The sequence below is a fragment of the Agromyces molybdatiresistens genome (genome assembly GCF_052748445.2).
In genome coordinates, this window is the sequence record NZ_CM188258.1 from 71,058 (window position 1) to 96,101 (window position 25,044).

18 protein-coding genes are annotated in these 25,044 nt (G+C 73.3%); 10 read left to right on the top strand and 8 right to left on the bottom strand.

Features of this window, described 5'->3' with window-relative positions:
* The first annotated feature begins 87 nt into the window (after positions 1 to 87).
* The 3 genes from ACULK2_RS00370 (at position 88) to ACULK2_RS00380 (ending at position 4,387) form a co-directional block, all read left to right on the top strand.
* Positions 88 to 903: an oxidoreductase gene (locus ACULK2_RS00370; RefSeq protein WP_445967713.1), complete on the top strand. Its 816-nt coding sequence runs from the start codon at positions 88 to 90 to the stop codon at positions 901 to 903.
* Between the two features lie 28 nt (positions 904 to 931).
* Positions 932 to 1,588, top strand: a complete 657-nt coding sequence (locus tag ACULK2_RS00375) for a DUF1349 domain-containing protein (RefSeq protein WP_445967712.1) — start codon at positions 932 to 934, stop codon at positions 1,586 to 1,588.
* 168 nt (positions 1,589 to 1,756) lie between these two features.
* On the top strand, positions 1,757 to 4,387 hold the full coding sequence (locus ACULK2_RS00380) for a cation-translocating P-type ATPase (RefSeq protein WP_445967711.1): 2,631 nt from the start codon (positions 1,757 to 1,759) through the stop codon (positions 4,385 to 4,387).
* A 70-nt stretch (positions 4,388 to 4,457) separates the two neighbouring features.
* Here the strand turns inward: ACULK2_RS00380 and ACULK2_RS00385 are convergent, their stop codons facing one another.
* The 4 genes from ACULK2_RS00385 to pdxR form a co-directional block, all read right to left on the bottom strand.
* A complete protein-coding gene (locus ACULK2_RS00385) occupies positions 4,458 to 5,771 on the bottom strand; it encodes an FAD-binding oxidoreductase (protein ID WP_445967710.1) in 1,314 nt (437 codons plus the stop codon).
* Positions 5,772 to 5,981: 210 nt separating this feature from the next.
* Positions 5,982 to 8,120, bottom strand: a complete 2,139-nt coding sequence (locus tag ACULK2_RS00390) for a S9 family peptidase (RefSeq protein ID WP_445967709.1) — start codon at positions 8,118 to 8,120, stop codon at positions 5,982 to 5,984.
* 94 nt (positions 8,121 to 8,214) lie between these two features.
* Complete coding sequence (locus ACULK2_RS00395) at positions 8,215 to 8,697, bottom strand: LysM peptidoglycan-binding domain-containing protein (RefSeq protein ID WP_445967708.1); 483 nt, start codon at positions 8,695 to 8,697, stop codon at positions 8,215 to 8,217.
* A gap of 149 nt (positions 8,698 to 8,846) precedes the next feature.
* Positions 8,847 to 10,385: a MocR-like pyridoxine biosynthesis transcription factor PdxR gene (gene pdxR, locus ACULK2_RS00400; protein WP_445967707.1), complete on the bottom strand. Its 1,539-nt coding sequence runs from the start codon at positions 10,383 to 10,385 to the stop codon at positions 8,847 to 8,849.
* A 77-nt stretch (positions 10,386 to 10,462) separates the two neighbouring features.
* Between pdxR and ACULK2_RS00405 the strand changes: the two genes are divergently transcribed.
* From ACULK2_RS00405 to ACULK2_RS00430, 6 genes are all read left to right on the top strand, one after another.
* Positions 10,463 to 11,182, top strand: a complete 720-nt coding sequence (locus tag ACULK2_RS00405; RefSeq protein ID WP_445967706.1) for a pyridoxamine 5'-phosphate oxidase family protein — start codon at positions 10,463 to 10,465, stop codon at positions 11,180 to 11,182.
* A 413-nt stretch (positions 11,183 to 11,595) separates the two neighbouring features.
* Positions 11,596 to 11,781, top strand: a complete 186-nt coding sequence (locus tag ACULK2_RS00410; RefSeq protein WP_445967705.1) for a hypothetical protein — start codon at positions 11,596 to 11,598, stop codon at positions 11,779 to 11,781.
* Positions 11,782 to 11,906: 125 nt separating this feature from the next.
* Complete coding sequence (locus ACULK2_RS00415) at positions 11,907 to 14,864, top strand: helix-turn-helix transcriptional regulator (protein ID WP_445967704.1); 2,958 nt, start codon at positions 11,907 to 11,909, stop codon at positions 14,862 to 14,864.
* Positions 14,865 to 14,987: 123 nt separating this feature from the next.
* Positions 14,988 to 15,524: a glutathione peroxidase gene (locus ACULK2_RS00420; protein ID WP_445967703.1), complete on the top strand. Its 537-nt coding sequence runs from the start codon at positions 14,988 to 14,990 to the stop codon at positions 15,522 to 15,524.
* Positions 15,524 to 16,243, top strand: coding sequence for a DUF2461 domain-containing protein (locus ACULK2_RS00425; protein ID WP_445967702.1), 720 nt, complete (start codon positions 15,524 to 15,526; stop codon positions 16,241 to 16,243). The genes ACULK2_RS00420 and ACULK2_RS00425 overlap by 1 nt, the downstream gene beginning before the upstream one ends.
* 340 nt (positions 16,244 to 16,583) lie before the next feature.
* On the top strand, positions 16,584 to 17,111 hold the full coding sequence (locus tag ACULK2_RS00430) for a DedA family protein (protein ID WP_445967701.1): 528 nt from the start codon (positions 16,584 to 16,586) through the stop codon (positions 17,109 to 17,111).
* Here ACULK2_RS00430 and ACULK2_RS00435 read toward each other — a convergent pair.
* From ACULK2_RS00435 to ACULK2_RS00445, 3 genes are all read right to left on the bottom strand, one after another.
* Entirely contained in the window at positions 17,099 to 18,235 is a 1,137-nt protein-coding gene (locus tag ACULK2_RS00435) for a DUF998 domain-containing protein (protein ID WP_445967700.1), read from the bottom strand. The genes ACULK2_RS00430 and ACULK2_RS00435 overlap by 13 nt on opposite strands.
* A gap of 66 nt (positions 18,236 to 18,301) precedes the next feature.
* Complete coding sequence (locus ACULK2_RS00440; RefSeq protein WP_445967699.1) at positions 18,302 to 20,008, bottom strand: hypothetical protein; 1,707 nt, start codon at positions 20,006 to 20,008, stop codon at positions 18,302 to 18,304.
* Positions 20,009 to 20,243: 235 nt separating this feature from the next.
* Positions 20,244 to 21,167: a carbohydrate kinase family protein gene (locus ACULK2_RS00445; RefSeq protein WP_445967698.1), complete on the bottom strand. Its 924-nt coding sequence runs from the start codon at positions 21,165 to 21,167 to the stop codon at positions 20,244 to 20,246.
* Positions 21,168 to 21,308: 141 nt separating this feature from the next.
* On the opposite strand from ACULK2_RS00445, the gene ACULK2_RS00450 reads away from it, so the two are divergent.
* Positions 21,309 to 21,977, top strand: a complete 669-nt coding sequence (locus ACULK2_RS00450) for a TetR/AcrR family transcriptional regulator (RefSeq protein ID WP_445967697.1) — start codon at positions 21,309 to 21,311, stop codon at positions 21,975 to 21,977.
* 87 nt (positions 21,978 to 22,064) lie between these two features.
* Here the strand turns inward: ACULK2_RS00450 and ACULK2_RS00455 are convergent, their stop codons facing one another.
* The gene (locus tag ACULK2_RS00455; RefSeq protein WP_445967696.1) at positions 22,065 to 24,872 is read right to left on the bottom strand and encodes an immune inhibitor A domain-containing protein; all 2,808 of its coding nucleotides are present in this window, start codon (positions 24,870 to 24,872) and stop codon (positions 22,065 to 22,067) included.
* Between the last annotated feature and the right edge of the window lie 172 nt (positions 24,873 to 25,044).

Here is a 25,044-nt window from a genome sequence, read left to right on the forward strand (position 1 = left end):
GGAAGTAAGTAAGTACTTGTTGACATCCTAGCCTTGCGCGCCTAGAGTCTGAAGTAAGCAACCAGTTACTTACACGGAGGAAGCACCATGGCCAAGACCGCTCTCGTCACCGGCGCATCGTCGGGCATGGGCCGTGAGATCGCCCTGCGCCTCGCCGCCGACGGATACCTCGTCTACGGCGCAGCTCGCCGAGTGGAGCGCATGCGCGACCTCGAGGAGGCCGGCATCCGCGTCATCGGGATGGACGTCACCGTCGACGAGCAGGTGGTCGCCGCAGTCGATCGCGTGATCGCCGAGACCGGCCGCATCGACGTGCTGGTGAACAACGCGGGCTTCGGCCTCTACGGCGCCGTCGAGGACACCGCGATGGCCGACGTCCGCTACCAGTTCGACGTCAACTTCTTCGGCGTCGCTCGCCTCACCCAGCTCGTGCTGCCGCACATGCGGGCGCAGAAGGCGGGCCGCATCGTCAACATCTCGTCCGTCGGAGGCGAGATCTACACGCCGCTCGGCGCCTACTACCACGCGACCAAGCACGCGCTCGAGGCATGGTCCGACGCGCTGCGCTTCGAGGTCGCGCCGTTCGGCATCGACGTCGTGATCGTCCGACCCGGCATCGTCGCCACCGAGTGGGCCGGGGTCATGGCCGAGCCGATCCTGGAGCGCAGCGGGTCCGGTGCGTACGCGGCGCTCGCGCGCACGGTCGTCGTCTCCACCGAGCGCAACTACGTCTCAGGGGGCACCTCGCCGACCGTGATCGCCGACACGGTCGCCAAGGCGGTCTCCGCCCGTCGGCCGCGCACGCGGTACGCGGTCGGGCGCCTCGCCAAGCCGCTGATCGCAGCGCGCCGGGTCCTCGGCGATCGCGGGTTCGACCGCCTGCTGGCCGCCGCCGCGCGGTGACGGCCCGCCGCGGGTTAGCGTTGGCGGCATGACCGACGACGCCGCCGCCCCCGACGAGACCGCCCCCGCCGTCCCGACCGCCCCCGCCGCTCCGTGGGACGCCGGGATCTGGACCCGTGATCCCGTCGCCGTCACCGCCGCCGCCGACGGGCTCGTCGTCGAGGCGGCCGAGGGCAGCGACTTCTGGCGCACGACCCACTACGGCTTCGTCCACGACGACGGCCACGCACTGCTGGCTCCATGGCCGGCGGATGCCGCGGTCGAGATCGCCGTCGACACGTCGACGCTGACCGGCCTCTACGACCAGGCCGGGCTGTTCCTGCACGGCGGCGACGAGCTGTGGATCAAGGCCGGACTCGAGGTGAACGACGGCGTGCTGCACGTCGGCGCCGTCGTCACGAACCGCGTCTCGGACTGGTCGCTCGCGCCCGTGCCGGAGTGGGCGGGCGAGATCGTGACCGTGCGCGCGAGCCGATCGGGCGTCGAGGGCGACGCGGTGACGCTGCGGGCGCGCGCGGGCGACGGGCCATGGCGCACGATCAGGGTCGCGCCCTTCGATGCGGATGCCGCGACCGCCGGGCCGATGGTCTGCGCGCCGATGCGCGCGGGCCTCGAGGTGCGGTTCACGGGCTGGGCCTTCGTCGAGGCCGACGTCGACCTGCACGAGGACCCGCCGGCGGCCTGAGCGGTCGGCACGCCGGTCCGCCGCGGCCTGAGCGGTCGGCACGCCGGTCCGCCACGGCCGGGTCGCCGGGCTCCCGGCCGGCCGCTGGACGGGGCCGCCGCGCCTTCGGCGAACGTGGGGGACCACGGTCCCGTCCCGGGGAGACCGGGCACCCTACGCTGGCCGCGCATGGACCCGCAGCCCGCAGTCGAGGCCGCGGCATCCGGCCTGACGAGTGCGGATGCCGCCGCGCGGCGCGCCCGCGACGGCGCCAACGCGCTGCCCGGGGCGAAGCGACCCTCGATCCTGCGCCGGCTCGTCGGCGAGCTCACGCACTTCTTCGCGCTGCTGCTCTGGGGCGCCGCCGTGCTCGCGTTCGTGGCAGGCCTCCCCGAACTCGCGATCGCGATCGTCGCGGTGATCGTGGTGAACGCCGTCTTCGCGGTCATCCAGCAGGGCCGCGCCGATCGCGCCGCCGACCGGCTGCAGGAGATGCTGCCCGCCCGCGTGACCGTGCGACGCGACGGCCGCCGCCGGCAGGTCGACGCGGTCGACGTCGTCGAGGGCGACGTGCTCCTTCTCGAGAGCGGCGACCGCGTGCCGGCCGACGCCGAGGTCGTCGCCGCGAACCGCCTGCTCGTCGACACCTCGATGCTCACGGGCGAGAGCGTCGCCGCGGGAGTCGAGCCGGGCGGCGCGCTCTTCGCCGGCACGTTCGTCGTCGAAGGCGACGCCCAGGCACGGGTCACGGCGACCGGGCCGCGCACCCGGCTCGCCGGCATCGCCCGGATGACGACGACCGTGGCGCCCGACACCCCGCTGACGCGTGGACTGCGCGGCGTCGTGCGACTCACGGCGTCGATCGCGATCGGCGCCGGCCTGCTCTTCCTCATCATCTCGACGCTCGTCGGCAACCCGCTGCAGGACGCCTTCGTCTTCGCGATCGGCGTCACGGTCGCCCTCGTGCCCGAGGCCCTGCTGCCGACCGTCACGCTCTCCCTCGCCCTCGGGTCGGAGCGGATGGCGCGCCGCCGGATCCTCGTGCGCAACCTCGAGGCCGTCGAGACGCTCGGCTCCACGACGTTCATCTGCACGGACAAGACCGGAACGCTCACGCGCAACGAGATGACCGTCGTCCGTGCCTGGACGCCCGTCGGAGAGCTGGTCGTGGACGGCGGCGGGTACGGCCCGGAGGCGACGCTCACGGCGAGCTCGCCGGAGGCCGGGCCGGCCCTGCGGGCGCTCGCGCTCGCCGCGCTGCGCTGCTCGACGGGCTACGCCGAGGAGGTCGCCGGTGCCTGGCGTCCGCACGGCGACCCCATGGAGGCCGCATTCGACGCGCTCGGCCGCCGCCTCGGCATCGACACCGACGCCGACCGGCGCGCGAGCCCGCCCGAACTGCGCTTCCCGTTCGACTCGCAGCTTCGCCGCATGGCGGTGGTCCTGGCCGACGAGATCATCGTGAAGGGCGCGCCCGACACGGTCCTGCCGCAGTGCACGGATGTCGCGGGCGCGACCGGCGCGGACGCGGCATCCGTCGTCGACGAGCTCACGGCCGCCGGCCTGCGCGTCATCGCGGTGGCCTCGGCGCCCAGGGCCGGCCGGACGCCCGTCGCCCAGCTCGAGGCCGAAGCCGGCCTGCGGCTCATCGGCCTGCTCGCGCTGCAGGACCCGCCTCGCGACGACATCACGGCGTCGCTCGCCGCCTGCCGTCAGGCCGGAATCCGCGTCGCCATGATCACGGGCGACCACCCCGCCACCGCGCGCGCCATCGCCGACCAGGTCGGGTTGCGCACGCCCGACGCCCCCGTGCTCTCCGGCGACGACCTGCCGGCCGACGACCAGCACCTGGGGGCCGTGCTCGACCGCGACGGCGTGGTCGTCGCGCGCGTCTCGCCCGAGGACAAGCTGCGCATCGCCCGCGCCCTGCGCGCGCGAGGGCACGTCGTCGCCATGACGGGCGACGGCGTGAACGACGCCCCGGCGCTCCACGAGGCCGACATCGGCGTCGCGATGGGCCTCGGCGGTACGGATGTCGCGCGCGAGGCCGCCGACCTGGTGCTGCTCGACGACTCCTTCGCCGGCATCGTCGCGGGGATCGAGCAGGGGCGGGCGACGTACGTGAACATCCGCCGCTTCCTGACCTACCACCTGACCGACAACGTGGCCGAGCTGACGCCGTTCGTCGTGTGGGCGCTGTCGGGCGGCCAGTTCCCGCTCGCGCTGGGCGTGCTGCAGATCATCGCGCTCGACCTCGGCACCGACACCCTCTCGGCGGTCGCGCTCGGCGCCGAGAAGCCTGCGAAGCACCTGCTGGAGGGGCCGCCCGTCGGCGGCCGCCTGATGAACGGCACCGTGCTGCGGCGCGCCTTCGGCGTGCTCGGCCCGCTCGAGGCGCTGCTCACGATGACGGCCTTCGTCGTCTCGCTCGTCGCGCTCGGCTGGCGCCCCGGCGAGGCGTTCCCGACCGGCCCCGACCTCATGGCGGCGTCGGGCGCGGCCTTCATGACCGTCGTGCTCGCGCAGACCGCGAACGCGTTCGCCTGCCGGTCGTCGACGAAGTGGCCTGGGGCCCTCGGATGGTTCGGCAACCGCCTGCTCGTCGTCGGCGTGCTCGTCGAGCTCGCGTTCTCGCTCGCCCTGCTGTTGCAGCCCACCGTCGCTGAGATCCTCGGCCAGGCGAACCCGCCGCTCGCCGGATGGGTGGTCGCCCTCGCCTCGATGCCGATCCTCATCGCGGTGGATGCCGCGGACAAGGCGCTGCGCGCACGGCACGTGCATCCGCATGCGGGCGCCGGGGTGCCGACGCGCGCCCGTTGACCTTCCGGCCCCGCGGGCGCGGTGCGGTCGATGCACGCGGCCCGCGGCGCTTCCCCGGCACGCCGCCGCGCTACGGCGTGATGTGGTGACTCGGCCGGAACACGTCGTCGGGGTCGACCTCGCGCTTGATCGCGCGCAAGCGCGCGAGTGTGTCGGGCGGGTAGATCTCCGTCACGATGTCCTCGCCGAACTCGGGCGTGAAGTTCGAGTAGCAGCCGTTCGTGAACGCCATCGCCGCAGCGACCCCGTCGTGGGCCGCGGTGAACTCGTCGGGGCCTGCGCCGGCCGGCACGAACCGGTTCACTGCGAAGAGCGCCTCGCCGTCGCGCTGCGCGACCGCGGTGGCATCGGCTGCGACGCGCGAGAACGCGCCGCCGAGCCCGCGGAGCAGCAGCATGGTCGGCAGGTCGTGGTCGAGCGTCGACATGAACGCGTCGAGCGCCGCGTCGGAGAGGTCGGGCACGAACCCGTTGCCGCCGACCATCTCGAAGGGCGGCTTGCCGGGCGGGCCGTCTTCGAGCAGGTCGGGATAGTCGACGGGCCCGAGCGCGATGTCGGTGACCGACGGAAGCGACAGCAGCGGCTCGAGCAGGCGCCGGAGCTCCTCCTCGGAGCCCTGCAGGGCCACCAGGAGCTGCGGCCCCGCGGGCATCTCGGGCATGAGCGGCGGCATCACGAGGAGGGTCGAGTTCAGCTCGTCGGGCCCCTCGCGCATGACATCGCGCCAGGCGCCGAGGACCGCGCGAGTGTCGGACTGGTCGAACATGACGTGCCCGCCGACGAGTCCGTCGACCGGAGCGGCCTGGAACGTGAAGCGCGTCGCGATGCCGAAGTTGCCGCCGCCGCCGCGCACCGCCCAGAACAGGTCGGGATGATGCTCCGAGTCGAGCGTGATCACGTCGCCCGAGGCGGTGACGAACTCGACCTCCCGGAGGATGTCGATGGTCAGCCCGTGCGCGCGGACCAGCCAGCCGATGCCGCCGCCGAGCGCGAGACCGCCGACGCCGACGTCGCGCGTGTCGCCCGAGGTGACGCCGAGGCCGTGCGGGGCGAGGGTCGCTGCGACGTCGCCCCATTGGGCGCCGGGGCCGATGCGGACGAGCCCGTCGTCGGCGAGCTCGATCGCCGCGAGGCCTGAGAGGTCGATCACGAGCCCGGCCGTTGCGGGATCGGACCCGTGACCGCCCGCACGGACGGTGATCGGCACGCCGGCCGCGACGGCGGCGCGCACCGCCTCGGCGACCTCGGCGGCGGAGGTCGGACGCACGACCGCATCGGGCGTGCCCTGGCCGGCGAACACGTGCGCGCCGGCCTCGTACTCGGGGGTGCCGGGCGCGTGCACGAGCCGCGGCATCCGCTCACTCAATTCGGTGACGAACGACATGACGGCCAGTCTGGAGCGGGCCTCCGACATCCGCGACCCCAGTTCAGGCGCCGCATCGAGCAGATCCTGCCATCCGCCTCGTCCGTCCATCCCCGCCGAGTGCGATCTCTGCGGTGGAGTGCCGTTCGAAACGTCCCTCGACCGCAGGAATCGCACTCCAGCGGGTGGGGCCGGCTGGTGCGGCGGTGCGCACCGCGCGAGCGGATGCCGCTACTCGCCGCTCGGGTGCGCCCCCGCCGCGTCGATGATCCACGCGTTCGCGAACGCCCGCTCGCGCCAGGCCGCGTAGCGGCCCGAAACCCCGCCGTGCCCCGCCGCCATCTCGATCTTCAGCAGCGGGTCGGCGCCGACCTCGCGCAGGCGAGCGACCCATTTCGCCGGCTCGACGTAGAGCACGCGCGTGTCGTTCAGCGACGTGATCGCGAGGATCCGCGGGTAGCCCACCGCGTGCACGTTCTCGACCGGCGCGTACGACTTCATGTAGGCGTACACCTCGGGATCGTCGAGCGGGTTGCCCCACTCGTCCCACTCGATGACCGTGAGCGGCAGGGACGGGTCGAGGATCGAGGTGAGCGGGTCGACGAACGGCACCTCGGCGACGATCCCGGCGAAGAGCCGCGGCGCGAGGTTCGCGACCGCGCCCATGAGCAGTCCGCCGGCCGATCCGCCCTGCGCCACGAGGTGGTCGGGCGTCGTGATGTCGCGGTCGACGAGGTGCTCGGCCGCGGCGATGAAGTCGGTGAAGGTGTGCTTCTTGTGCAGCTTCTTGCCGTGCTCGTACCAGAGCCGGCCCAGCTCGCCTCCGCCGCGCACGTGCGCGATCGCGAACACCATGCCGCGGTCGAGCAGCGAGAGCCGCGGGATCCCGAACGCGGGGTCGATCGCGTGCTCGTACGAGCCGTAGCCGTAGAGCAGCGTCGGCGCCGGCTCCCCGAGGGTCACGAGGTCGTGCCGGTAGACGATCGAGATCGGCACCTTCGTGCCGTCCGGTGCCGTCGCCCACTCGCGCTTCTGCGCGTACCGCTCGGGGCGGTAGTCGCCGAGCACCGGCTGCTGCTTGCGAACCGAGCGGGTCCCGGATGCCACGTCGACGTCGATCACCATGGACGGCGTGACGAAGCTCCCGTACCCGATCCGCAGCGACGACTGCTCCCAGTCGGGGTTCGCGCCGACGCCGGCGGAGAAGAGCTCCTCGTCGAAGGCGAGCTCGTGCAGGGTGTCGTCGACCGTCGCGTCGGCGGGGATGCCCTGCGGCGGCACCCTGGCGATCGCCACGCGCGGCAGGCCGTCGCGGCGGTACTCGAGCGCGACGAAGTCGCGGAAGCCGTGCGCGGCCTCGATGCGCATGCGAGGGTCGTGGGGGAGCAGCATCCGCCTCGGCCCCTGCGGGTCGTCGGCCGCGACGCTCACGAGCTCGAAGTTCACCGCGTCGCCCTCGTTGTGGATGACGAGCAGCCGGTCGCGACCTCCGGCGACGACGTGCTCGACGTCGTACTCGACCCCGTCGCGGCGCGGCCACACGACCCGGAACTCGCCGGTCGGGTCGGCCGCGTCGAGCAGCCACGTCTCGCTCGTGACGTGCGACCCGGCCTCGAGCACGAGGTATCGACGACTGCGGGTGAGGCCGACGCCGAGCCAGAAGCGCTCATCGGCCTCGTGGAAGACCTTCACGTCATCGGAGGCCGCCGTCCCGAGCTCGTGCCGCCAGACCGTGTCGGGCCGCCAGGCGTCGTCGACGGTCGTGTAGAACACGTACCGGCCGCTCGGGTCGAACAGCGCGCCCGCGGCGGTGCCGGGGATCTCGTCGTCGAACTCCCGACCCGACCCGTCGAGCGAGCGGAGCCGGATCGTGTACCGCTCGTCGCCCTCGACGTCGACGCCGAAGAGCAGCGTCGCCCCGTCGGCGGTCACGTCGAAGCTGCCGAGCGAGAAGAACTCGTGGCCCTTCGCCTCGACGTTGTCGTCGAGCAGCACCTGCTCGCCGGGCAGCGGCGAGCCGTCCTCGGGGATGGCCGGCGGCTCCCAGTCGTCGGCGGCACGCGCGGGGACCCGGCAGTGGATGCCGTACTGCAGGCCCTCGACCGTCCGCGAGTAGTACCACCAGTCGCCCTCGCGCGTCGGCACGCTGAGGTCGGTCTCCTTGGTGCGGGCCTTGATCTCCTCGAACACCTGCTCCTGCAGGATCGACAGGTGCTTGGTCCTCGCCTTGGTGTAGGCGTTCTCCTCCTCGAGGTGGGCGATGACCGCCGGGTCGTCCTTGTCGCGCAACCACTCGTAGTGGTCGATCACCACGTCGCCGTGGTGGGTGCGTTCGGTCGGTCGCTTCTCGGTCACCGGAGGAGTCAGCACGACGTCAACGGTACGCCGCCCGGTCGCGCCGCGGCATCCGCCCGCGGCGATCCGAGGGCGATCGGATGCCTCGTGGCCGTCGCCAGCACCCTCGTCACCCGATGCCGACCTTCTCCCAGTCGAGGTTGACGACCTGGCCGATGTAGACCGTCTCGCCGTAGTCGTGGATCTGCGGGTTCATGCGCAGGAGCTGCTGCTGCGGCAGGTTGAAGCGCTGCGCGATGTCGAAGAAGCTGTCGCCCTCGACGACCGAGTACCGCTCGGGCTCGCCGCTCCCGTCGAGCTCGGGGGTCCCGCTCGCGCCGGGGATCGGCCCGTCGTCGACGGCCGGACCCCACTCGTAGACGGGTGCCGGGGCGTTCGGCACGGGGTCCGGTGCCGGAGCGGCGTCCGGCTCCGGCGGCTCGGCGGTGACGGTGGCAGTGGCGGTCGTGGTGACGGTCGCGGTGACCGTGACGGGTGCGGCCTCGATCACCTCGGGGGGCGCGCAGCCGGCGAGCAGCGTGAGCACGCCGCAGGTCGAGAGGAGTCCGGCTGCGAGCAGGGCCGCAGGTGTTCCGGGTCGCCGATGACGCATTCCGCCCCCGAGTCGCCGCGGTGTTCGGGACCGCTGGCGAGGTCAGGCTAGCGAAGCCGGTGCCGGGAGGGAAGGGCGACGAGCGGATGCCGCGGGGCGCGCGCCGGCGCGCGGTACGCCTCGCCGACGTGCATGAGCCGGCCCGCCGGTCACCGGCCCAGTGCCTCGTCCACGGCCTGCCGGACCCGCCCGAGCGCGCCGGCGAGCCGCGAGTCCGGCGGCGAGGCGTACCCGAGCACGATTCCCGACGGGCCCTCGCCCGGGATCGCCGAGTACTCGGACAGCGGCGCGACGAGCACGCCGACCCCCGCGAGCCGCGCGACGACGCGCGCCGCCGCCGCGTGCGAGGGCAGGCCGACCACCGCGTGGAGACCGCCGTCGAGCCCGGACAGCGGCGCGCCGTCGATGCCGTCGAGCGCGTCGACGACGAGCGTCCGCCGGTGGGCGTAGTCGCGCCGCGCCGCGGCGATGTGCCGCCGCACGGCACCGGTCGCAAGCAGCTCGGTCATGGCGGCCTGCGCGATGCCCGGCACCGGGCAGGTCTCGTCGTCGCGCACTGCCGCCACCGCCGCGCGGAGCGCCGGATTCGGCGGCAGCACGAGGTAGCCGAGTCGCAGCCACGGGGTGAGCACCTTCGAGAAGCTGCCGATGAGCACGGCGTGGCCCGCTCCGTCGAGCGACGCGAGTGCCGGCAGCGGCGGCCCGACGTGGCGGAACTCGCTGTCGTAGTCGTCCTCGAAGACGAGGGCGCCGGATGCTTCGGCCCATTCGAGCAGCGCGAGCCGCGTCGCGACGGGCAGCCGGCCGCCGAGCGGGTACTGGTGGCTCGGCGTCACGAGCACGGCGTGCGGGGCGGGCCGGATGGCGCGGAGCGCCGCGACCTCGATGCCGTCGCGATCGACGGGCACGGGCACCGTCTCGAGGGCGCCCCGTCGCTCGAGCACGCGCCGGGCGGAGGGATAGCCCGGGTGCTCGACGGCGACGCGCGGCCTGCCGCCGACGACGATCCGGAGTGCGGAGGCGAGCAGCGCGACCGCATCGCTCGTGCCCGCCGTGACGACGATGTCGTCGGGCGGGCAGGTCACGCCGCGCGCGTGGCGCAGATGCTCGGCGATCTCGGCGCGGAGCCGTGGCGAGCCGAAGTCGGGCGGGGTGTCGTCGGGCACGGCGTCGCGCGCCGCCGCCCGCCACGCCGCCCGCCAGGCCCGTTCGTCGAGCCGCGCGGTCGACGGGCGCCCCGGGCGCAGGTCGACGGCCGCGGCATCCGCCCCGCCGCCCGCAGCGCCCGCGTCCGCGGCGCCCGCTTCCGGGGCGCCCCTTCCCGTCTGGACAGTCGTCGCGGGTGTGGAGGACGCGACACCCGCAACAACCGTCCTCACCGGACCCTCGGCAGTGGCGGGGGAGGCGCCGGACGTGGAGGCGGCGGGCGCGGGCGGTGCGGCGAGCCGTGCGACGCGGGTCGGCGCGCCCTGCCGCACCTCGAGGTAGCCCTCGCCGGCGAGCTGGTCGTACGCGGCGACGACCGAACTGCGCGCCACGCCCAGCTCGACCGCGAGCGCCCGCGTCGACGGCAGCGGATCGCCGGTCTGCAGCAGGCCGGAGAGGATGCCGCGGCGCAGGCCCTCGACGAGCTGCACGCCGAGCGGCCGGTCGTCGGCCCGGTCGATGGTGAGCAGCGGTCCGTCCATCGCATCCCCCACTGGACTGCCCGAATTTACGGGAACTGGTCTGCTCACCATACCAGCGTCGCCATCAGACTGGTCGCATGATCAGCACCGACCCCACCGTCGACGAGGCCCTGCCGCCCGCCCCGCCCCGTCGCATCCGCCGCCTGCCCGACCGCGAGACGGTCGACCGCTTCGCCCTGCACGAGCTCCTCGACTCCGAGCTCGTCGGCCACCTCGCGGTGGTCGCGGGCGGCGTGCCGGTCGTCGTCCCGATGGGCTACGCGCGCGTCGGCGAGCACATCGTCCTGCACGGCTCGACCGGGGGAGGATTCGCGCTCCGCGCGGCATCCGCTCGCACCCCCGTCGCGTTCGCGGTCACGGCGCTCGACGGCCTCGTCTACGCGCGATCGCTGTTCGACAGCTCGATGAACTACCGCAGCGCGACGGTGCAGGGCGTGCTCGAGGAGGTGCCCCAGGGCGAGGCGGATGCCGCGTTGCTGGCGCTCTCCGAACGGCTCATGCCGGGGCGGTCGGCCGAGGTGCGCGGCATGCGCCGCAAGGAGGTCGCCGCCACGCGGGTGCTCCGGCTCGCGCTCGACGACGTCGTCATGAAGCAGCGCTCGGGCGGCCCATCGGAGGGCGACGGCGAGGACCACGCGACCTGGGCCGGCGTCGTGCCGCTCGAACGGCGCTGGGGGGCGCCGATCGCCTCGGGGCTCACCCCTGAGGGCACGCCCGTGCCGGACTCGGTGCTCGCGCTGGCGACGCGTGCGTCGCCTCCGGGCACGCTCGACGAGGCGTCCGAGCCGGCCGCCTGAGGTGCCTCAGGGCGAGGCGGTCGGCGGAGATACGCCGAACTCCCGATGATCGCCCGGTACCTCAGGGCGCACCATCGTGTCATCGCCCGGGCCACGCACCGGGCGGGAAGCCGGAAGAGACCACGAGAACCAGAACGGAAGGAGGTGCGTGATGTTCGCAGCGATGCTCGTGCTCGGGCTCGTCACGGCGGGGGCCGTGATCGCATCGGTGATCCAGTTCCGCAGGGACGGCTACCACCGCATGCCCACCCTGGCGCACTGAGGTCGGAGCGACCCGGACATCCGCATCCGACCGATCGGGGTCCTGAGGACCACCTCAGGATCCCGCGTCACGGAAATAGGGAGATCTCCCGATGAACCGGGACCACCTCAGCGAGGAGTCTCGATCCATCATCCAGACCAGGAGGAACACCATGGACTACGCAGCAGGATTCGTCGCACAGCAGGTGCACGAGGTGAACCTGCTCGGCTCCGAGCAGCGGATCGCCTACGCGCAGGCCGCGGCCGAGCGCGAGGCCGAGCGTCCGGCGACGACGCGCGGCTCGCGTCGCGGGCGCGCGGGGCACCGACGCTTCCACCTGCCGCAGTTCGCGCGGTGAGCGCGATCCGGCGCGGCGGTGCGGCGGAGCGGACCCCCGACGCCGCCGGAGACGAGGGAACCACGGCACGGCGCCGGCCCGAGGAGGCCGGCGCCGTTGTCGTCGGTGCGTGGGACGATGTGTACGTGACCAGCTCTTCGTCGAGCCCGACGATGATCGCCCGCGACGCCGAGCTCGAGTGGCTCAACGGCCTGCTCGACGGCGTGCGCGCGGGCACGCCGGCGACCGCCGTCGTCGGCGGCGAGGCCGGCATCGGCAAGTCGCGCCTGATGTCCGAGTTCATCGCCGGCCTCGGTCCCGACGTGCGGCTGATCCTCGGCCAGTGCGTCGACCTGGGCGACGTCGCGGCGCCCTACGCGCCCGTGAAGGGCGCGCTCCGCCAGCTCGTCGCGCAGGTCGGCGCGGAACGCACGCTCGAGGCCGTCGGCCCGGGTCGGGCCGCGCTCATCGCCCTCCTTCCCGAGCTCGCTGCATCCGACGCCGTGACCGCCGGCGAGATCGTCGTCACGCCGGGCGGTGCCGGCAGCGGGCAGCTGCACGAGGCCGTCGCGGTGCTGCTCGAGACGCTCTCGCGCGAGCTGCCGATCGTCCTCGTCATCGAGGACCTGCACTGGGCGGATGCAGCGACCCTCGCGCTGCTGCGCTTCCTGCTGCGCTCGCTCGGCTCGAGTCGACTGCTCATGCTGCTGACCTATCGCACCGACGACGTCACACGCGGCCATCCGCTGCGTCTGTTCCTCTCCGAGGCCGAGCGCGACCGCTGGGTCGAACGTCGCGAACTCGAGCGCTTGAACGAGACCGAGGTGCGCGCGCTGGTCGGCACCCTGATCGACGACGAGGCACCGAGCGACCGGGTGCTCGAGACCGTGTTCCGCCGCAGCGACGGCGTGCCGTTCTTCGTCGAGGAGCTGATCGGCATCGACGGCTGCCGCGACGAGGGATTCGTGCCCGGGACGCTGCGAGACCTGCTGCTCGCCAGGTACGAGCGCCTCTCCGACGAGGCGCAGGAGCTCCTGCGCCTGCTCTCCACGGGCGGTGTGCGCGTGCCGCACGCCCTCCTCGCGGCGGTGTACCGGCGCAGCGACGAGGAGCTCGAGACCGCGGCCCGCGAAGCGGTCACGTACGGCGTGCTCGTCATCGACGGCGACGACTACGCGTTCCGCCACGCGCTCGTGCGAGAGGCGATCCTCGCCGACCTGCTCCCCGGCGAGCGCGCGAGGTTCCACGCCCGATACGCCGAGGCCTACGAGGCCCAGGCCGCCGCCGGCCGCCGCCGGCTCGCGGCCGAGATCTCGTACCACTGGCTCGGCGCGCGCGACCCCGTGCGCGCGTTCCCCGCGACGATCCAGGCGATGCGCGAGGCACGTGCAGCGGTGGCCTACGCGACGTCGTCGCAGCTCGGCGAGCGCGCGCTCGAGCTGTGGGACACGGTGCCCGACGCCGAGCACATCGCCGGCATGACCAAACTCGAACTCATGGGCCGCACCGCATCGCAGCTCCGCCACGCCGGCGAGGGCGAGCGCAGCCTCGCGATGGTCAAGCTCGCGCTCGCCGAGTGCCCCCGCACCGACCCGCAGTACCCGCGACTGCTGCGCGACAAGGCGCTCTACCTCGCCAACGTCGGGCGGGGCGGGTCGATCGAGATCCTCGAGGAGGCGCTCGCCGCGATCACCGACGACGACTCCGACGACCTTCGGGCGACGGTCATGACCGGGCTCGCCGGTCGCCTCATGATCGAGGCGCGCATCGACGAGGCCGTCGAGATGGCCGACGCCGCCTACGAGCTCGCGAGCTCGCTCGAGTTCGATCGGTACGCCTCGGTCGCGATGAACATCAGCGCGGTCAGCCGCGCGTCGCGCGGCGAGGTCGATCGTGCGCTCGCCGACATGGAGCGCTCGCGCGAGCTCGCCCACGGAGACGGCGCCGCCCTCCTGCGGTACTGGGTGAACGCGTCCGACCTCCGATTCCTCGTCGGCGACTTCCCCGAGGCGGTCCGGCTCGCCGAGGAGGGCCTGGCACGTGCCCGTGCGCAGGGCGTCGAGCGCAGCTCGGGCGTGATCCTCGCCTCGAACGCGGTCGACCCGCTGTTCGCGCTGGGCGAGTGGGAGCGCGCCGACGCGCTCATCGAGCGTGCGCTCGCGCTCGACCCGCCCGGCCCGGTCCGCACGTACCTGGAGCGGGCGAAGCTCTGGGCGCTGGTCTGGCGAGGCGACGCCGAGCATGCGGCCGCGCTGTTCCGTCAGGTCCGCCCGGCCATGGCGCCCGTCATGCAGGTCGAGATGCAGACCCGGCTCGCCGTCGGCCGCGTGGCGGTCGAGATCGCGCTCGCCGTCGGCGACCTGGCTCAGGCCTGGCGCGACGGGCGAAGCGTGCTGCACGAGAAGGTCCTGCCGCTCGCCGGTTACGCCGAACCGCTGCTGTGGGCGCTGGCCCGCGTCATCGCCGCGGTGCGCGCCGACCCGGCGCGGGTCTCCGAGACCGAGGCCGCCGAGATCCTCGCGGCGGAGCCCGAGATCCGGGCCCTCATCGAACGGCTCTCGTTCTGGCCGACGCATCCGCTCTGGAAGGCGTTCGTCGACGCCGAGCTGACCCCGACGGATGCCGCGTGGCGGGTCGCCGCCGAGCAGGCCACGGCCGACACCGCGCCGAGGTTCCTCCGCCCCTACGCGCTCCTGCGGCTCGGCGAGGCGCTGCTCGATGCCGGCGACCGACCGGCTGCGCGCGATGCGCTGCAGGAGGCGTTCGACGGCGCGGTCGAGGGCGGGGTCACGGCCGTGCAGACGCGCACCGCGCGCGTCGCGATGCAGGCGGGGCTCGCGCTCGACGGGGCGACCCACCGCGACACCGAGCAGGGCGCCGCGGGCGTCGCGGGCGCCGACGATCCGGCCGACGCGGTCGCCGAGCTCACGGCACGCGAGCGGCAGGTGCTCGACCTCATCGCCGAGGGGCTCAGCAACCGGCAGATCGGCGAGCGGCTCTACATCAGCGGCAAGACGGCCAGCGTGCACGTGTCGGCGATCCTCCGAAAGCTCGGGGCGTCGAGTCGCACCGAGGCGGTCTACCTGGCGCGCGCGACGCACTGACGCGGCAGATCCGCGGCCCTTCCGTTCCGCATGCTCGGCGCGCGGCATCCGCCCACCGGATTCGGAGCCGCCTCCCACCGCGCCGCGATACGTTGGGCGGACCGAACCGAGGAGCAGCGACGCATGACCGAGCTCGAATCGATCCCCTTCCGCACGATGTCCGGCGAGACCCGCACCCTGGGCGACTGGGCCGGAAAGGTCCGGCTCGTCGTGAACGTGGCGTCCCGCTGCGGACTCACCCCGCAGTACGCGCAGCTCGAGGAGTTGCAGCGCACCTACGCGGACCGCGGATTCACCGTGCTCGGCTTCCCGAGCAACCAGTTCCTGCAGGAGTTGTCGTCGAACGAGGCGATCAGCGAGTACTGCTCGACGACGTGGGGCACCAGCTTCCCGATCCTCGATCGGGTCAAGGTCAACGGCCGCAACGAGGCCCCGCTCTACACCGAGCTGAAGCAGGCCGCGGACGACTCCGGGAAGGCCGGTCGCGTCACCTGGAACTTCGAGAAGTTCCTCGTCCTGCCGTCCGGCGAGGTGCGCCGGTTCCGTCCGAACACGGAGCCCGACGACCCGGCGATCATCGCGGCGATCGAGGCCGCCCTGCCGGATGCCGAGGCCGACCTCGCCGAAGACGCCGAGTCCGATCGCTCCGATCGCGTCTGATGGGCGAGCCGGTGCCGTCCTCCGCCGGTCGAGCGGCCGGTGAGGCGAGCGAGGCGCACCGCATCGAGCCCGGTGAGCCCGGCGAGCGACTCTTCGAGCCCGCCGCGTTCGCCTTCTATCGCGAACTCGCGGAGCACAACGACCGCGACTGGTGGCAGGCGCATCGTGCCGACTACGAGCGCCTGATCCGCATACCGCTCGAGCGCCTCGCCGAGATCGCCGAGCCCCGCTACGGGCCGGCGAAGGTGTTCCGTCCCAATCGCGACGTCCGCTTCTCCGCCGACAAGTCGCCCTACAAGCTCAACGGCGCCATGACCGCCGGCGGCGTGGCGGGCGTCTACGTGTCGATCTCGGCCGACGGCCTCCACGCCGGCGGCGGCCTGTACGAGCCGTCGCGACTCCAGCTGCGGCGCTCGCGCGAGGTCATCGCCGCCGACGGCGCCGCCGCCGCCGAACTCGACCGGATCGTCGCCGGGCTCGAGTCATCCGGATTCGAGCTCGCCGGTCCGCCCTTGCGCACGGCCCCGCGCGGCTTCGACCGCGAGCACCCGCGGATCGCGCTCCTCAGGCAGACCCGGTTCGCGGGGCTCATCTCCCTCCCCGCCACGGCGTCGCCGGGCGACCTCGACGACGTGTGGCGCGGCGTCGAGCCGCTCCTCGCCTGGGTCGAGCGGTACGCCGAGGCCGACTGGGACGACCGGCTCACGCCAGGGGCGTGACGTCCGCGCGACCTCGCGAGCAGGCGCGCGCCGGAGCCCGTCGCCCATCGAGCGCCACGAGTCGTCGCTGTCGGCGCTCATGGTGCCCGCGATGTCGAGATGCGCCCACGGGTGCCGCGTCGCTCGCCGCTCGGCCGAACGCGGCCGCAGCGTCGCGGAGCGCGGCATCCGTCGTCTCCGGTTCGGGACCGCCGACCACGATGAGGGCATCGGCGTGACGAGGTGGCCCGACGATGCCGTGGGCTGATCTCGCCGTTCTAGACTCGAACGGAACCCACGACCGCGACGTCCGGGCGGCGGTCGCCGCCCTCGGCGGTCGAAGACGGCGACAGGCGGTGCGGTGGAGATCTTCGAGGGCTGGCCCCTTCCTGCGGCGATCGGAGCGCTGTTCGTGATCGTCCTGCTCCGTGCGGGCGGCACGTACGCGCTCGGCCGAGGTTCGCGGGAGGGCGTCAAGCGGCTGCTCGAGCGTCGCGGCCGGATGGCACCGCAGCTCGCGCGCGCCGAGGCCGTGATCGAGCGGTTCGGCGCCCCGGTCGTCGCGCTCTCGTTCCTGACGGTCGGCTTCCAGACCGCCGTGAACCTCGCGGCCGGCGTCCTGCGGATGCCGCTCATCAAGTACCTCCCCGCGCTCGTGCTCGGCGGGGCCATGTGGGCGACGCTCTACGGGGTCCTCGGGCTCGCCACGGTCAACGCGATCATCCAGGCCGCGCAGCGCGACCCGGTCGGGGCGATCGTCAGCGTGGTCGCGGTCGTCGCGCTGCTCGTGCTGGTCGAGTTCGCCACGCGCCGGGCGCGGGCGATCTCCGCGCGGCACGCCGACGCGACGGAGCCGATCCTGCCCGACGAGGCCGGTCAGACCGAGTAGCCGCCGTCGTACGAGACCGGGACGTCGTGGCGCGCGAGCGCGTTCACGAAGCGGATGAAGACCGAGATCCAGCCGAAGATCGTCGCGAACGTGAGCAGCTCGAACGCCGTGAGGTTGTAGTACCCGACCGGTTCGAACAGCAGTGCGCCTCCGAGCAGCAGCACCGCGCCGCCGCCGCAGAACCAGAAGAACCGGCCGGGCATGCCGGCCAGGGTGTAGGGCGCGGTGAGCAGGAGCGTCAGGAACGACAGCGACATCCCGATCGCGCACGTGTTGTGCAGCGCGAGGTTCACGTCGAACGGGAAGACGCCGACGCCCGCGAGCATGACGCCCATGACGATGAACGCGATCGAGATGAACCTCGGCGCCCACGCCCGCCGCAGCACCCCCTGCTGCACGAGCGTCGTGAGGTCGCGGTCGACGTACAGCGCGAACGTCGTGACGAACGCGCCCGCGACGATGAGCGCGAGGTTGAACAACCCGCTCGAGAAGTCGTTCGCGGTGCCGAGCTGGCTGAAGTGGTACTCCCACCACTGCGGGTCCTGTGCGGTCGCCATGCTCGCGAGCGTGGCCGACGCCATGAAGAACACCAGCAGCGAGGCGAGCCGATTCGTCGTGATCGCCGACACCGACAGGTAGATCCAGTAGCCGGCGAGACCGGCGGATGCCGCGACCGCGCCGGTGCCCGTCAGGGCGTCGACGACGAGGCCCTCGAAGCTGCGCTGCAGCATCGTGTAGGTGACGACCGTCAGGATCGCCGCGATGATGCCATGCACCGTCGACACCGTCGCGACGTCGAGCGAGAACTTCCACGGTCGCAGGGCGACACGCCACTCCTGTCCGGGCAGGTTCCGCGAACGCCAGTACCCGGCCGCGCCGAGCAGGATGCCGCTGGCGAGCACGCCGAGCGCTGCGACCGCGCCGACCGACCATCCGCCCCAGAGCGGCCACACGCCGCCCGCGAAGACCACGGCGGCGACCAGGCCGGTGACGCCCGCGGCGATGAGTCCGCCGGCGACCGCCTCGGTCTCGACGGCGACACGGCGCCCGACGGGCGCTTCGACGGCGACGGGCGCGCCGGGCGACGGAGACGCGGCCGGTGCGGCCTGCGATGACGCGGTCATGCCGTCATGCTATGGATGCGGGGCACGCGGCGGAAGCACCCGAGCCCGCGATCCCCGATCGGCCCGTCAGTCCGCGACGCGTTGCCGGTCCGCGCCGTTCGGCACCGGGCCGGTGGCCTTGGCGCTCAGCGCGTCGGCGGAGCCGCCGCCCGCGGTGACCGACGTCGAGCTGTAGCCGATCGTCAGGTTCGCGACCGACCCCCGGATGGCGAAGTTCGCCGTGCCGGTCGTGTCGAGGACGCCCTCGAGCAGCACACGCCCGCTGTCGAAGATGGTGAACTCCGTACCCGCCGGTCCCGTCACCGTGAGCGGGCGCCATCCGCCCTCGCCCGGGTCTCCGACCGTGAACGAGAGCCCGGGTTGCTCGGGGTCGCCGACGGGCGTGCTCACGCCGTCGTCGGGATCGGCGATCGGCTGGCCGCCGGGTTCCGGTGCGGGCGGGTCCGCGGCTCCCGGATCGGTCCCGGGGTCGGACGTTCCCGACCCGCCCTCGGCCGGCGGTGCCGGTTGCTCGGCCGCCTCGTCGCCCGGGGCCGCCTCGCTCGGCGGCGTGGCCTCTGTCTCGTCGTCGGGGGTGGGTCTCGGATCGGCGGGCACGTCGGTCGAGACGATCTCCGGCGGGGACATGCCCGGGGGTGCGGCCGAGATGTCGGCGGCACCGGCGTCGCCGGTGACCGATGATCCGGGCGAGCCCGGTCCGCCCGGAACCGAGGTGACGGCGGCGACGAGCACGATCGCGGCCGCCGCGGCGGCGAGTGACGCGGAGGTGGCGACGAGCGCCGCGCGCGGCATCCGCCTGATCGACCGGACGACGCGCGCGACGGCGCCGCCGGTCGCCGAAGCCGCCCCGGCCGGCGCCGCTGCGGCCGCCGCTCCCGAGCCCGCCGCGGCGGCGACGAGCACGAACGCGGCACGATCGCGAGCGAGCGCGGGGATCGGCGCCAGTACGGCGCTCGAGGAGCCGGGACGCGTGGCCTCGAGGAAGCCGATCCCGGAGGGGGCGCCGAGCACGAGCAGGGGGACGAGCCCCACGAGTCGATGGGCGAGGTCCGCGGCGGGAAGCGCGGCGGCGCGGCATCCGTCGCACCCGTCGACGTGGGATCGCACGCGACCCGGCACCCGGTGCCCGCCCGTGCCGGGGGCGCCGATCTCGGCGAGCACGCCGTCGCAGTCCGCCCGCGCGGCGGCCGTCTGCCGGATCCAGCCGCTCCGCAGCGCCTCGTGCGCGGTGGCGAGGAGGCCCTCGGTCTCGGAGGGCGTCAAGCCGAGTTCGGCCGCGACGTCGACCGGTGCGAGGCCGTCGATCTCGGCGAGCCACAGTGCCTCCTGCGCGGAGGTGCCGAGGGAGGTGAAGGCGACCGCGATCGCCTCGCCGTCGGCCAGTCCGCTCGGCAGCTCGCTGCGGTACCACTCCTCGGGTGCCAGGAGCGCGGGAACCGGGTCGCCGGTCGTGCCACGACCGTCGACCGCGGCGGCGGCCTCGCGCACGGCCGCGAGCACGTGCGGCCGCATGGCGCCGGTGGGCGCACGGGCAGAGAGGATCGCGGCGTCGAACCTCGCCTCCGCGGCCTCCACCACGGCCTCGACCTCGGCCGAACCGGGGGTCGCCGCCGCGGCGACGGCGGCTGCCGTCTCGTGCCGATGCCAGAGCCGCGCGGCCGCGAATCCGTCGCCCGCCCGAGCGGAGGCGATGAGCTGGTCGTCGGTCGGGGTGGCGACGATCGGGAGCGCGAGCGGCGAGGTGGCCGGATGGCCACCAGCGGCATCGGGCACGGTCACTCCTCTCGTCGCGCCGTTCGCGCGGGTCGGCGCTCGGCGTCCGACGCAGGCGGATCGTGGCGCGCGCCGGGGGAACTCGGGTCCGCGTCCGGCGTGACGCGGTGCCGAGATCGGAGGTCCGTGGGGTCGGCGCCGATCGGGGGTGCGCACCGAGCCGATGTCGCCATCAGCGGTTGGGGCGAGTCTACGACCCCGCCCGGGGCCGAGTGCAAGACCCCCGTTCGGCGGGTCAGCTTCCGAGCTGGGGTGGACTCATCCCGGTCCGGAGCAGTGCGCCCTCGTGCCGGACGGTGGCGGCCGCGATCGTCATCGCCTCGTCGAGGGCCTCGCGCCAGGCCTCCGCCGTGGCCGGCAGGCCGTCTCGGGCGATGCGGCGCACGACCGCGGCGAGGGTCGCGTCGCCCGCCCCCATGGTGTCGATGACGCGACCCGGCAGGTCGACGATGTCGGCGTGGACGTCGAGTTCGCCGTGGTGGAGGTCGGCACCGCTCCGTCCGGCGGTCGCGAGGACCGCGGGGCCCTCCGTCCCGCCGCCCCGGAGTCGACGGACGAACGCGTCGAGCGGTTCGCGCGCGAGCAGCTCCGCGTCCTCGTCGCCGGCCTTCACGAGGAGCGACCGGGCCGCCACGCGCCCGAACGCGTCGAGGAAGGCCTCGCGATCGCGCATCATGCCCGAGCGGGGGTTGCCGTCGACGATCAGGCGACGCTCGGGGTCGCGGACGGCCTCCATGAGCGCATCGACCTGCTCGTGGTCGTCGAACGGGTAGCAGCTGACGACCACGAGGTCGGCGGCGTCGAGCGCCTCGCGCGTGGCGTCGTCGAACGAGAGCCGCCGATGCTGCGCGGCGTCGTTGAACACGTAGCGCGGCTCGCCGCCCTCGGTCCGGTCGGAGACGGCCCGCGAGGTGCCGAGTGCGGAGGGGCTCTCGACCAGCCGCACGCCGTAGTCGTCGAGGAAGGCGCGGATGCGCGACGCGGGCTCGTCGTCGCCGATCATCGCGACGAGCGTGACGTCCTCGCCGAGCAGGGCGAGTCCGACCGCGACGTTGAGGGCCGCCCCGCCGACGAACTCCCGCGAGCCCGTCGGGTCGCGCAGCTCGTCGATGAGCGCGTCGCCCACGACCGTGATCCTCGCGGCGTCCGATCGCGTCATCCGCTCGACCTCCTCGTCGGCCCGGGTCGTCCGCCGACCCGCTCGCTCGCACCCAGCGTGGCACGGGCCGCGGGCCGAGTCCACGGCTCGGCGGGCGGTCGCAACACTGTACGGTGTGTCGAGTCCCCTACGGAAGGCCCCATGAGACCCGGACCCCGACGCAGCCTCACGCACGCAGAGATCCTCGACGCCGCCTTCGAGCTGCTCGAGACGAAGGGCTTCGAGGCCGTCTCGGTCCGCGGCGTCGCCGGTGCGCTCGGCCTCACGCCCACGGCCATGTACACGTACTACCCGAACAAGGGCGCGCTGCTCGCCGGCATGGTCGAACGGGTGCTCGGCCGCCTCGACACCGGGGCGACGGATGGCGCGGCTCCCGCGCGCGAGCGCATCGCCGCGCTCGCCGACGGGCTGCGCTCGATCCTCGTCGAGCGGCCGGGTGCCGTCGGGCTGCTCCTCGCGACCCCCCTCGACGGGCCGAACGCGCGCCGTTTCGACGAGGCGCTCCTCGCGGCATTCGCCGACGCCGGACTCGACCCGGTCGCCGCCGGCCGGGCGGCGCACGCCGTCCGCGTGCACGCGCTCGGCGCCGTCGCGTTCGATGCCGCCGAGGCGGCGCGTGCGCAGGCGGAGCCCGCTCCCGACGTCGCGACGGCGCCCGCGACATCCGCGACCCTGTGGGACGAAGGCGAGACGTTCCCGCTCGGCGACCGGACGCGCGAGCTCGGCGACGATCCCGCCGGCCGGTTCGCCTGGGGCATCCGGCGGCTGCTCGACGGGCTGCTCGCGTCGGAGCCCGCGTCGCGCGACTGAGCGAGCGGCGAGGCGGACCGCCCGTGCACGCGACGAGGCGCCGACCCCCGAGGGGGCCGGCGCCTCGCCGGTTCGGGTCGCTCGGGATCAGCCCGCCGAGGGCGGGGTCACCTCGATCAGCGCCGCGGTGTTGCCCGTCAGCGCCTTCTTGACCGTGATGACGGTGCCGTAGCCCACGCCGTCGTCAGCCGGGTTGCCGGAGCCGAACGGCCCGAGCCCGATGTCGAGGCCGTAGTAGTCCGTCGCCGGGGTGCCGTCGAGGTAGTACAGCGGCACCGAGTACGGGGCGTTGCCCACCGACGGGACGACCACGGAGGCGTCGCGGTCGCGGTAGTACAGCGCGCCCGTGTCCGCGTTCACGGCGAAGCCCGGCACCCAGCCCTGGTCGTCGGTGAAGGTGCTCACCGCGTCGAGGGCGGGGATGTCGGTGCAGTACTCCTCGGTGGAGCCGGCCACGGTGAAGCACTCCGTGAAGGCGTGCGTCTTCGTGAGGCCGAACGCCGCGTTCGACGACTGCGCACGCGAGGGCATCACGTTGAGCGTGGTCGGGTCGGCGTCGGCGGCCGCACCGGTGCGCTGCAGCGGGTCGAAGTGGCTGTCCACGATGAGCAGACCGCCCTTCGCGCCGTAGCTCGGCAGCGCCGCCTCGTTCGAGATGATCTGGTTCGAGTTGCCGTACGTCGTGTCGCGGTACCAGACGAGGGCACCGGGCGCGTTGTAGGCGACCTTCTCGACCTTCCAGGCGCCGTCGCTGTAGACGGTGTTGTAGCCGTACTTCAGGCCCTCGTCGAAGCCGTCGAAGTTGCGCCACTCGACGAGGTAGTACTGCGCCTTGACCGACGTGCCGGTGTCGATGCGCCAGCCGGGGCCGGTCGTGTCGACGAACGTGGTCGCCTCGTTGGTCCAGCCGTTGTCGCCCGACTCGACGTCGTCGCTCCAGACCGTCGAACCGTCGGCGACGAGCTCGAAGTCGTCGGCGAACCAGCCGCGGTCGAGGTAGGCGGCGTCCGTGGCCTGGCGGAGGCGCAGCTGCACCGTGGTGCCGGCGTACGGGGTCAGGTCGACGTAGTGGTGCTGCCACCCGTGGGTGTCACCGGTGAGGCCGTACTTCAGCCCGCCGAAGTCGGCGAGGCGGTTGTTCGGGTCGCCGTACGCGTCGCTCGTCGAGACCTCGGCGCCGGTCTCGTCGTAGACCTTCTGCTGCGACCAGGTGGTGCCGCCGTCGGTCGAGACCTCGATGAACCCGTAGTCCCAGTCGGCCTCGATGACGTAGTCGTTCCACATCCAGAACTTGGCGTCCGCCGCGGCGGGCACGTCGACCGAACGGGAGAGGCGGATGTCGGCCCAGTCCTGGTCCGCGCCGGTGTACCACATGTTCTCGCCGCTGTGCGGGTCGGCGAGCGTGATCACCTTGTCGGGCAGGTTGACCTTGATGCCGTCCTCGGTGCCCTTCTTGGGGCGCGAGGTCTGGCCGACCTTGATGGTCTCCGTGTCATCGCCGGGGTTCACGACCTCGGGGTCGGCCCAGCCGAGGACCCACTTGTCCCAGAGGCCCATGTGGGTCGGCATCGACTGGAAGATCGGGCCGGAGTGCGAGCCCGAGCTCATGAGGTCCCAGAAGTCGACGTCGGAGCTGCCGGCGCCCGAGACGTCGTACAGGTCGGGCAGACCGAGGTCGTGGCCGTACTCGTGCGCGAACACGCCGACGCCCGAGTCCTCGGGCTGCACGATGTAGTTCGACAGCTTGAGGTCGGTGCCGGGGATGTCGGCGCCGCCTGCGACGGCCGAGGAGTGCGCCCAGATGGCGTAGGTGCCCTCGGCACCGCCGCCACCGGACTTGTCCTCACCGGCGTGCACGAGCACGACGTGGTCGATCACGCCGTCGGGCTCGTAGAAGTCGCCGTCGCCGTCGCGGTCGGCCTGGTCCTCGATGTCGTAGTCGGCCCAGGGGAAGTCCGGCTGCGCTGCGGCGAGGGCCTCGACCGCGTGGATCGGCAGCGCGTTCGCGCCGATCGGGTTGTCGGGGTGGCCCTGCATGCCCTGGTAGGCACCGGCCTCCCACTCGCCCTCGTCGTTCTTGAAGCAGGTCGTCGCGCCGTACCAGCCCTCGGAGTGCGGCAGCTCGACCCACTGGGTCGCCTCACCGGTGACGGTGTAGGCGCCGCGGGACATCTCCTCGTACATCGACTTCATGGTGTAGCCCGAGATGTCGATGCCCGGCTGCCCGTCGGGTCCGGTGAGGTCGGGGCGCACGCGCTCGGTGAGCCCAGCGTCGGTGAAGAGCATCTGGTCGAAGTGCTCGGGGGAGAAGTCCTCGACCCACATGGAGTTGTTGTCCAGCTGCGGGTAGTCCGCCGGGTTCGGGATGTTGTTGTGGAGCGGGCCGTTCACGACCTCACCCGGCTTGCACGTCGACGCGCCCCAGTACTCGGGGACGTAGACGTCGGTGAAGTCGTCGTTCGCCTCGTCGTTGAACTCGACGAGGATCGTCAGGAGCTTCGCCTCCTGCGTCGACTTCGCCTTCTTCAGCGCCTTCGGGCTCTTGCCGGTCGTGATCGACTTCGCCTCGAGCTCGGCGAGCTTGCGCGCGGTCGCAGGGTTGCCCTGTGCGTACTTGCGGTCGAGCACTGCCGACTGCTCCGCCACGGAGCCGCTGACGGCGCCGGACTTCGCGGCCGAGCCGTCGATGGTCGCGTCGAGCGCCTCATCGGTCTCGAATGCGGCCTCGGCACGCGGCGCGGCGTAGTTCATGTAGTACTCGTCGGCACCGATGACCGGTGCCGGTGCGGCGGTCGCCGTGCTCGTTCCCAAGGTCGCCAGTCCGGCGGCCGCGAGTGCGAGCACGGGGAGCGTCGCAACCACGCGACGACGCGCGCGGTTGGTCTTCCCTGACATGCTTCTCCCTCCGAGTGCCCGCGACGGTGACCGCGGGACACGAACGTCGTCCGCCGGTGGGCGGACGTATCCGGCATCCTGCCCCCCGGCCGGGGGTGGAGGGAAGCCTCCGAGGAGGAGAAGCTCCGAATCGTTGCTATCGAGGTTTTCTCGCGTTGAGCGGCGGTGCATC

What these genes read in the sequence shown, in the direction of transcription:
- ACULK2_RS00375 (WP_445967712.1), top strand. Translation starts at nt 932, where the DNA reads ATGACCGACGACGCCGCCGCCCCCGACGAGACCGCCCCCGCCGTCCCG.
- ACULK2_RS00450 (WP_445967697.1), top strand. Translation starts at nt 21,309, where the DNA reads ATGAGACCCGGACCCCGACGCAGCCTCACGCACGCAGAGATCCTCGAC.
- ACULK2_RS00435 (WP_445967700.1), bottom strand. Translation starts at nt 18,235, where the DNA reads ATGACCGCGTCATCGCAGGCCGCACCGGCCGCGTCTCCGTCGCCCGGC.
- pdxR (WP_445967707.1), bottom strand. Translation starts at nt 10,385, where the DNA reads ATGGACGGACCGCTGCTCACCATCGACCGGGCCGACGACCGGCCGCTC.
- ACULK2_RS00380 (WP_445967711.1), top strand. Translation starts at nt 1,757, where the DNA reads ATGGACCCGCAGCCCGCAGTCGAGGCCGCGGCATCCGGCCTGACGAGT.
- ACULK2_RS00395 (WP_445967708.1), bottom strand. Translation starts at nt 8,697, where the DNA reads ATGCGTCATCGGCGACCCGGAACACCTGCGGCCCTGCTCGCAGCCGGA.
- ACULK2_RS00420 (WP_445967703.1), top strand. Translation starts at nt 14,988, where the DNA reads ATGACCGAGCTCGAATCGATCCCCTTCCGCACGATGTCCGGCGAGACC.
- ACULK2_RS00385 (WP_445967710.1), bottom strand. Translation starts at nt 5,771, where the DNA reads ATGTCGTTCGTCACCGAATTGAGTGAGCGGATGCCGCGGCTCGTGCAC.
- ACULK2_RS00370 (WP_445967713.1), top strand. Translation starts at nt 88, where the DNA reads ATGGCCAAGACCGCTCTCGTCACCGGCGCATCGTCGGGCATGGGCCGT.
- ACULK2_RS00455 (WP_445967696.1), bottom strand. Translation starts at nt 24,872, where the DNA reads ATGTCAGGGAAGACCAACCGCGCGCGTCGTCGCGTGGTTGCGACGCTC.
- ACULK2_RS00405 (WP_445967706.1), top strand. Translation starts at nt 10,463, where the DNA reads ATGATCAGCACCGACCCCACCGTCGACGAGGCCCTGCCGCCCGCCCCG.
- ACULK2_RS00425 (WP_445967702.1), top strand. Translation starts at nt 15,524, where the DNA reads ATGGGCGAGCCGGTGCCGTCCTCCGCCGGTCGAGCGGCCGGTGAGGCG.
- ACULK2_RS00445 (WP_445967698.1), bottom strand. Translation starts at nt 21,167, where the DNA reads ATGACGCGATCGGACGCCGCGAGGATCACGGTCGTGGGCGACGCGCTC.
- ACULK2_RS00410 (WP_445967705.1), top strand. Translation starts at nt 11,596, where the DNA reads ATGGACTACGCAGCAGGATTCGTCGCACAGCAGGTGCACGAGGTGAAC.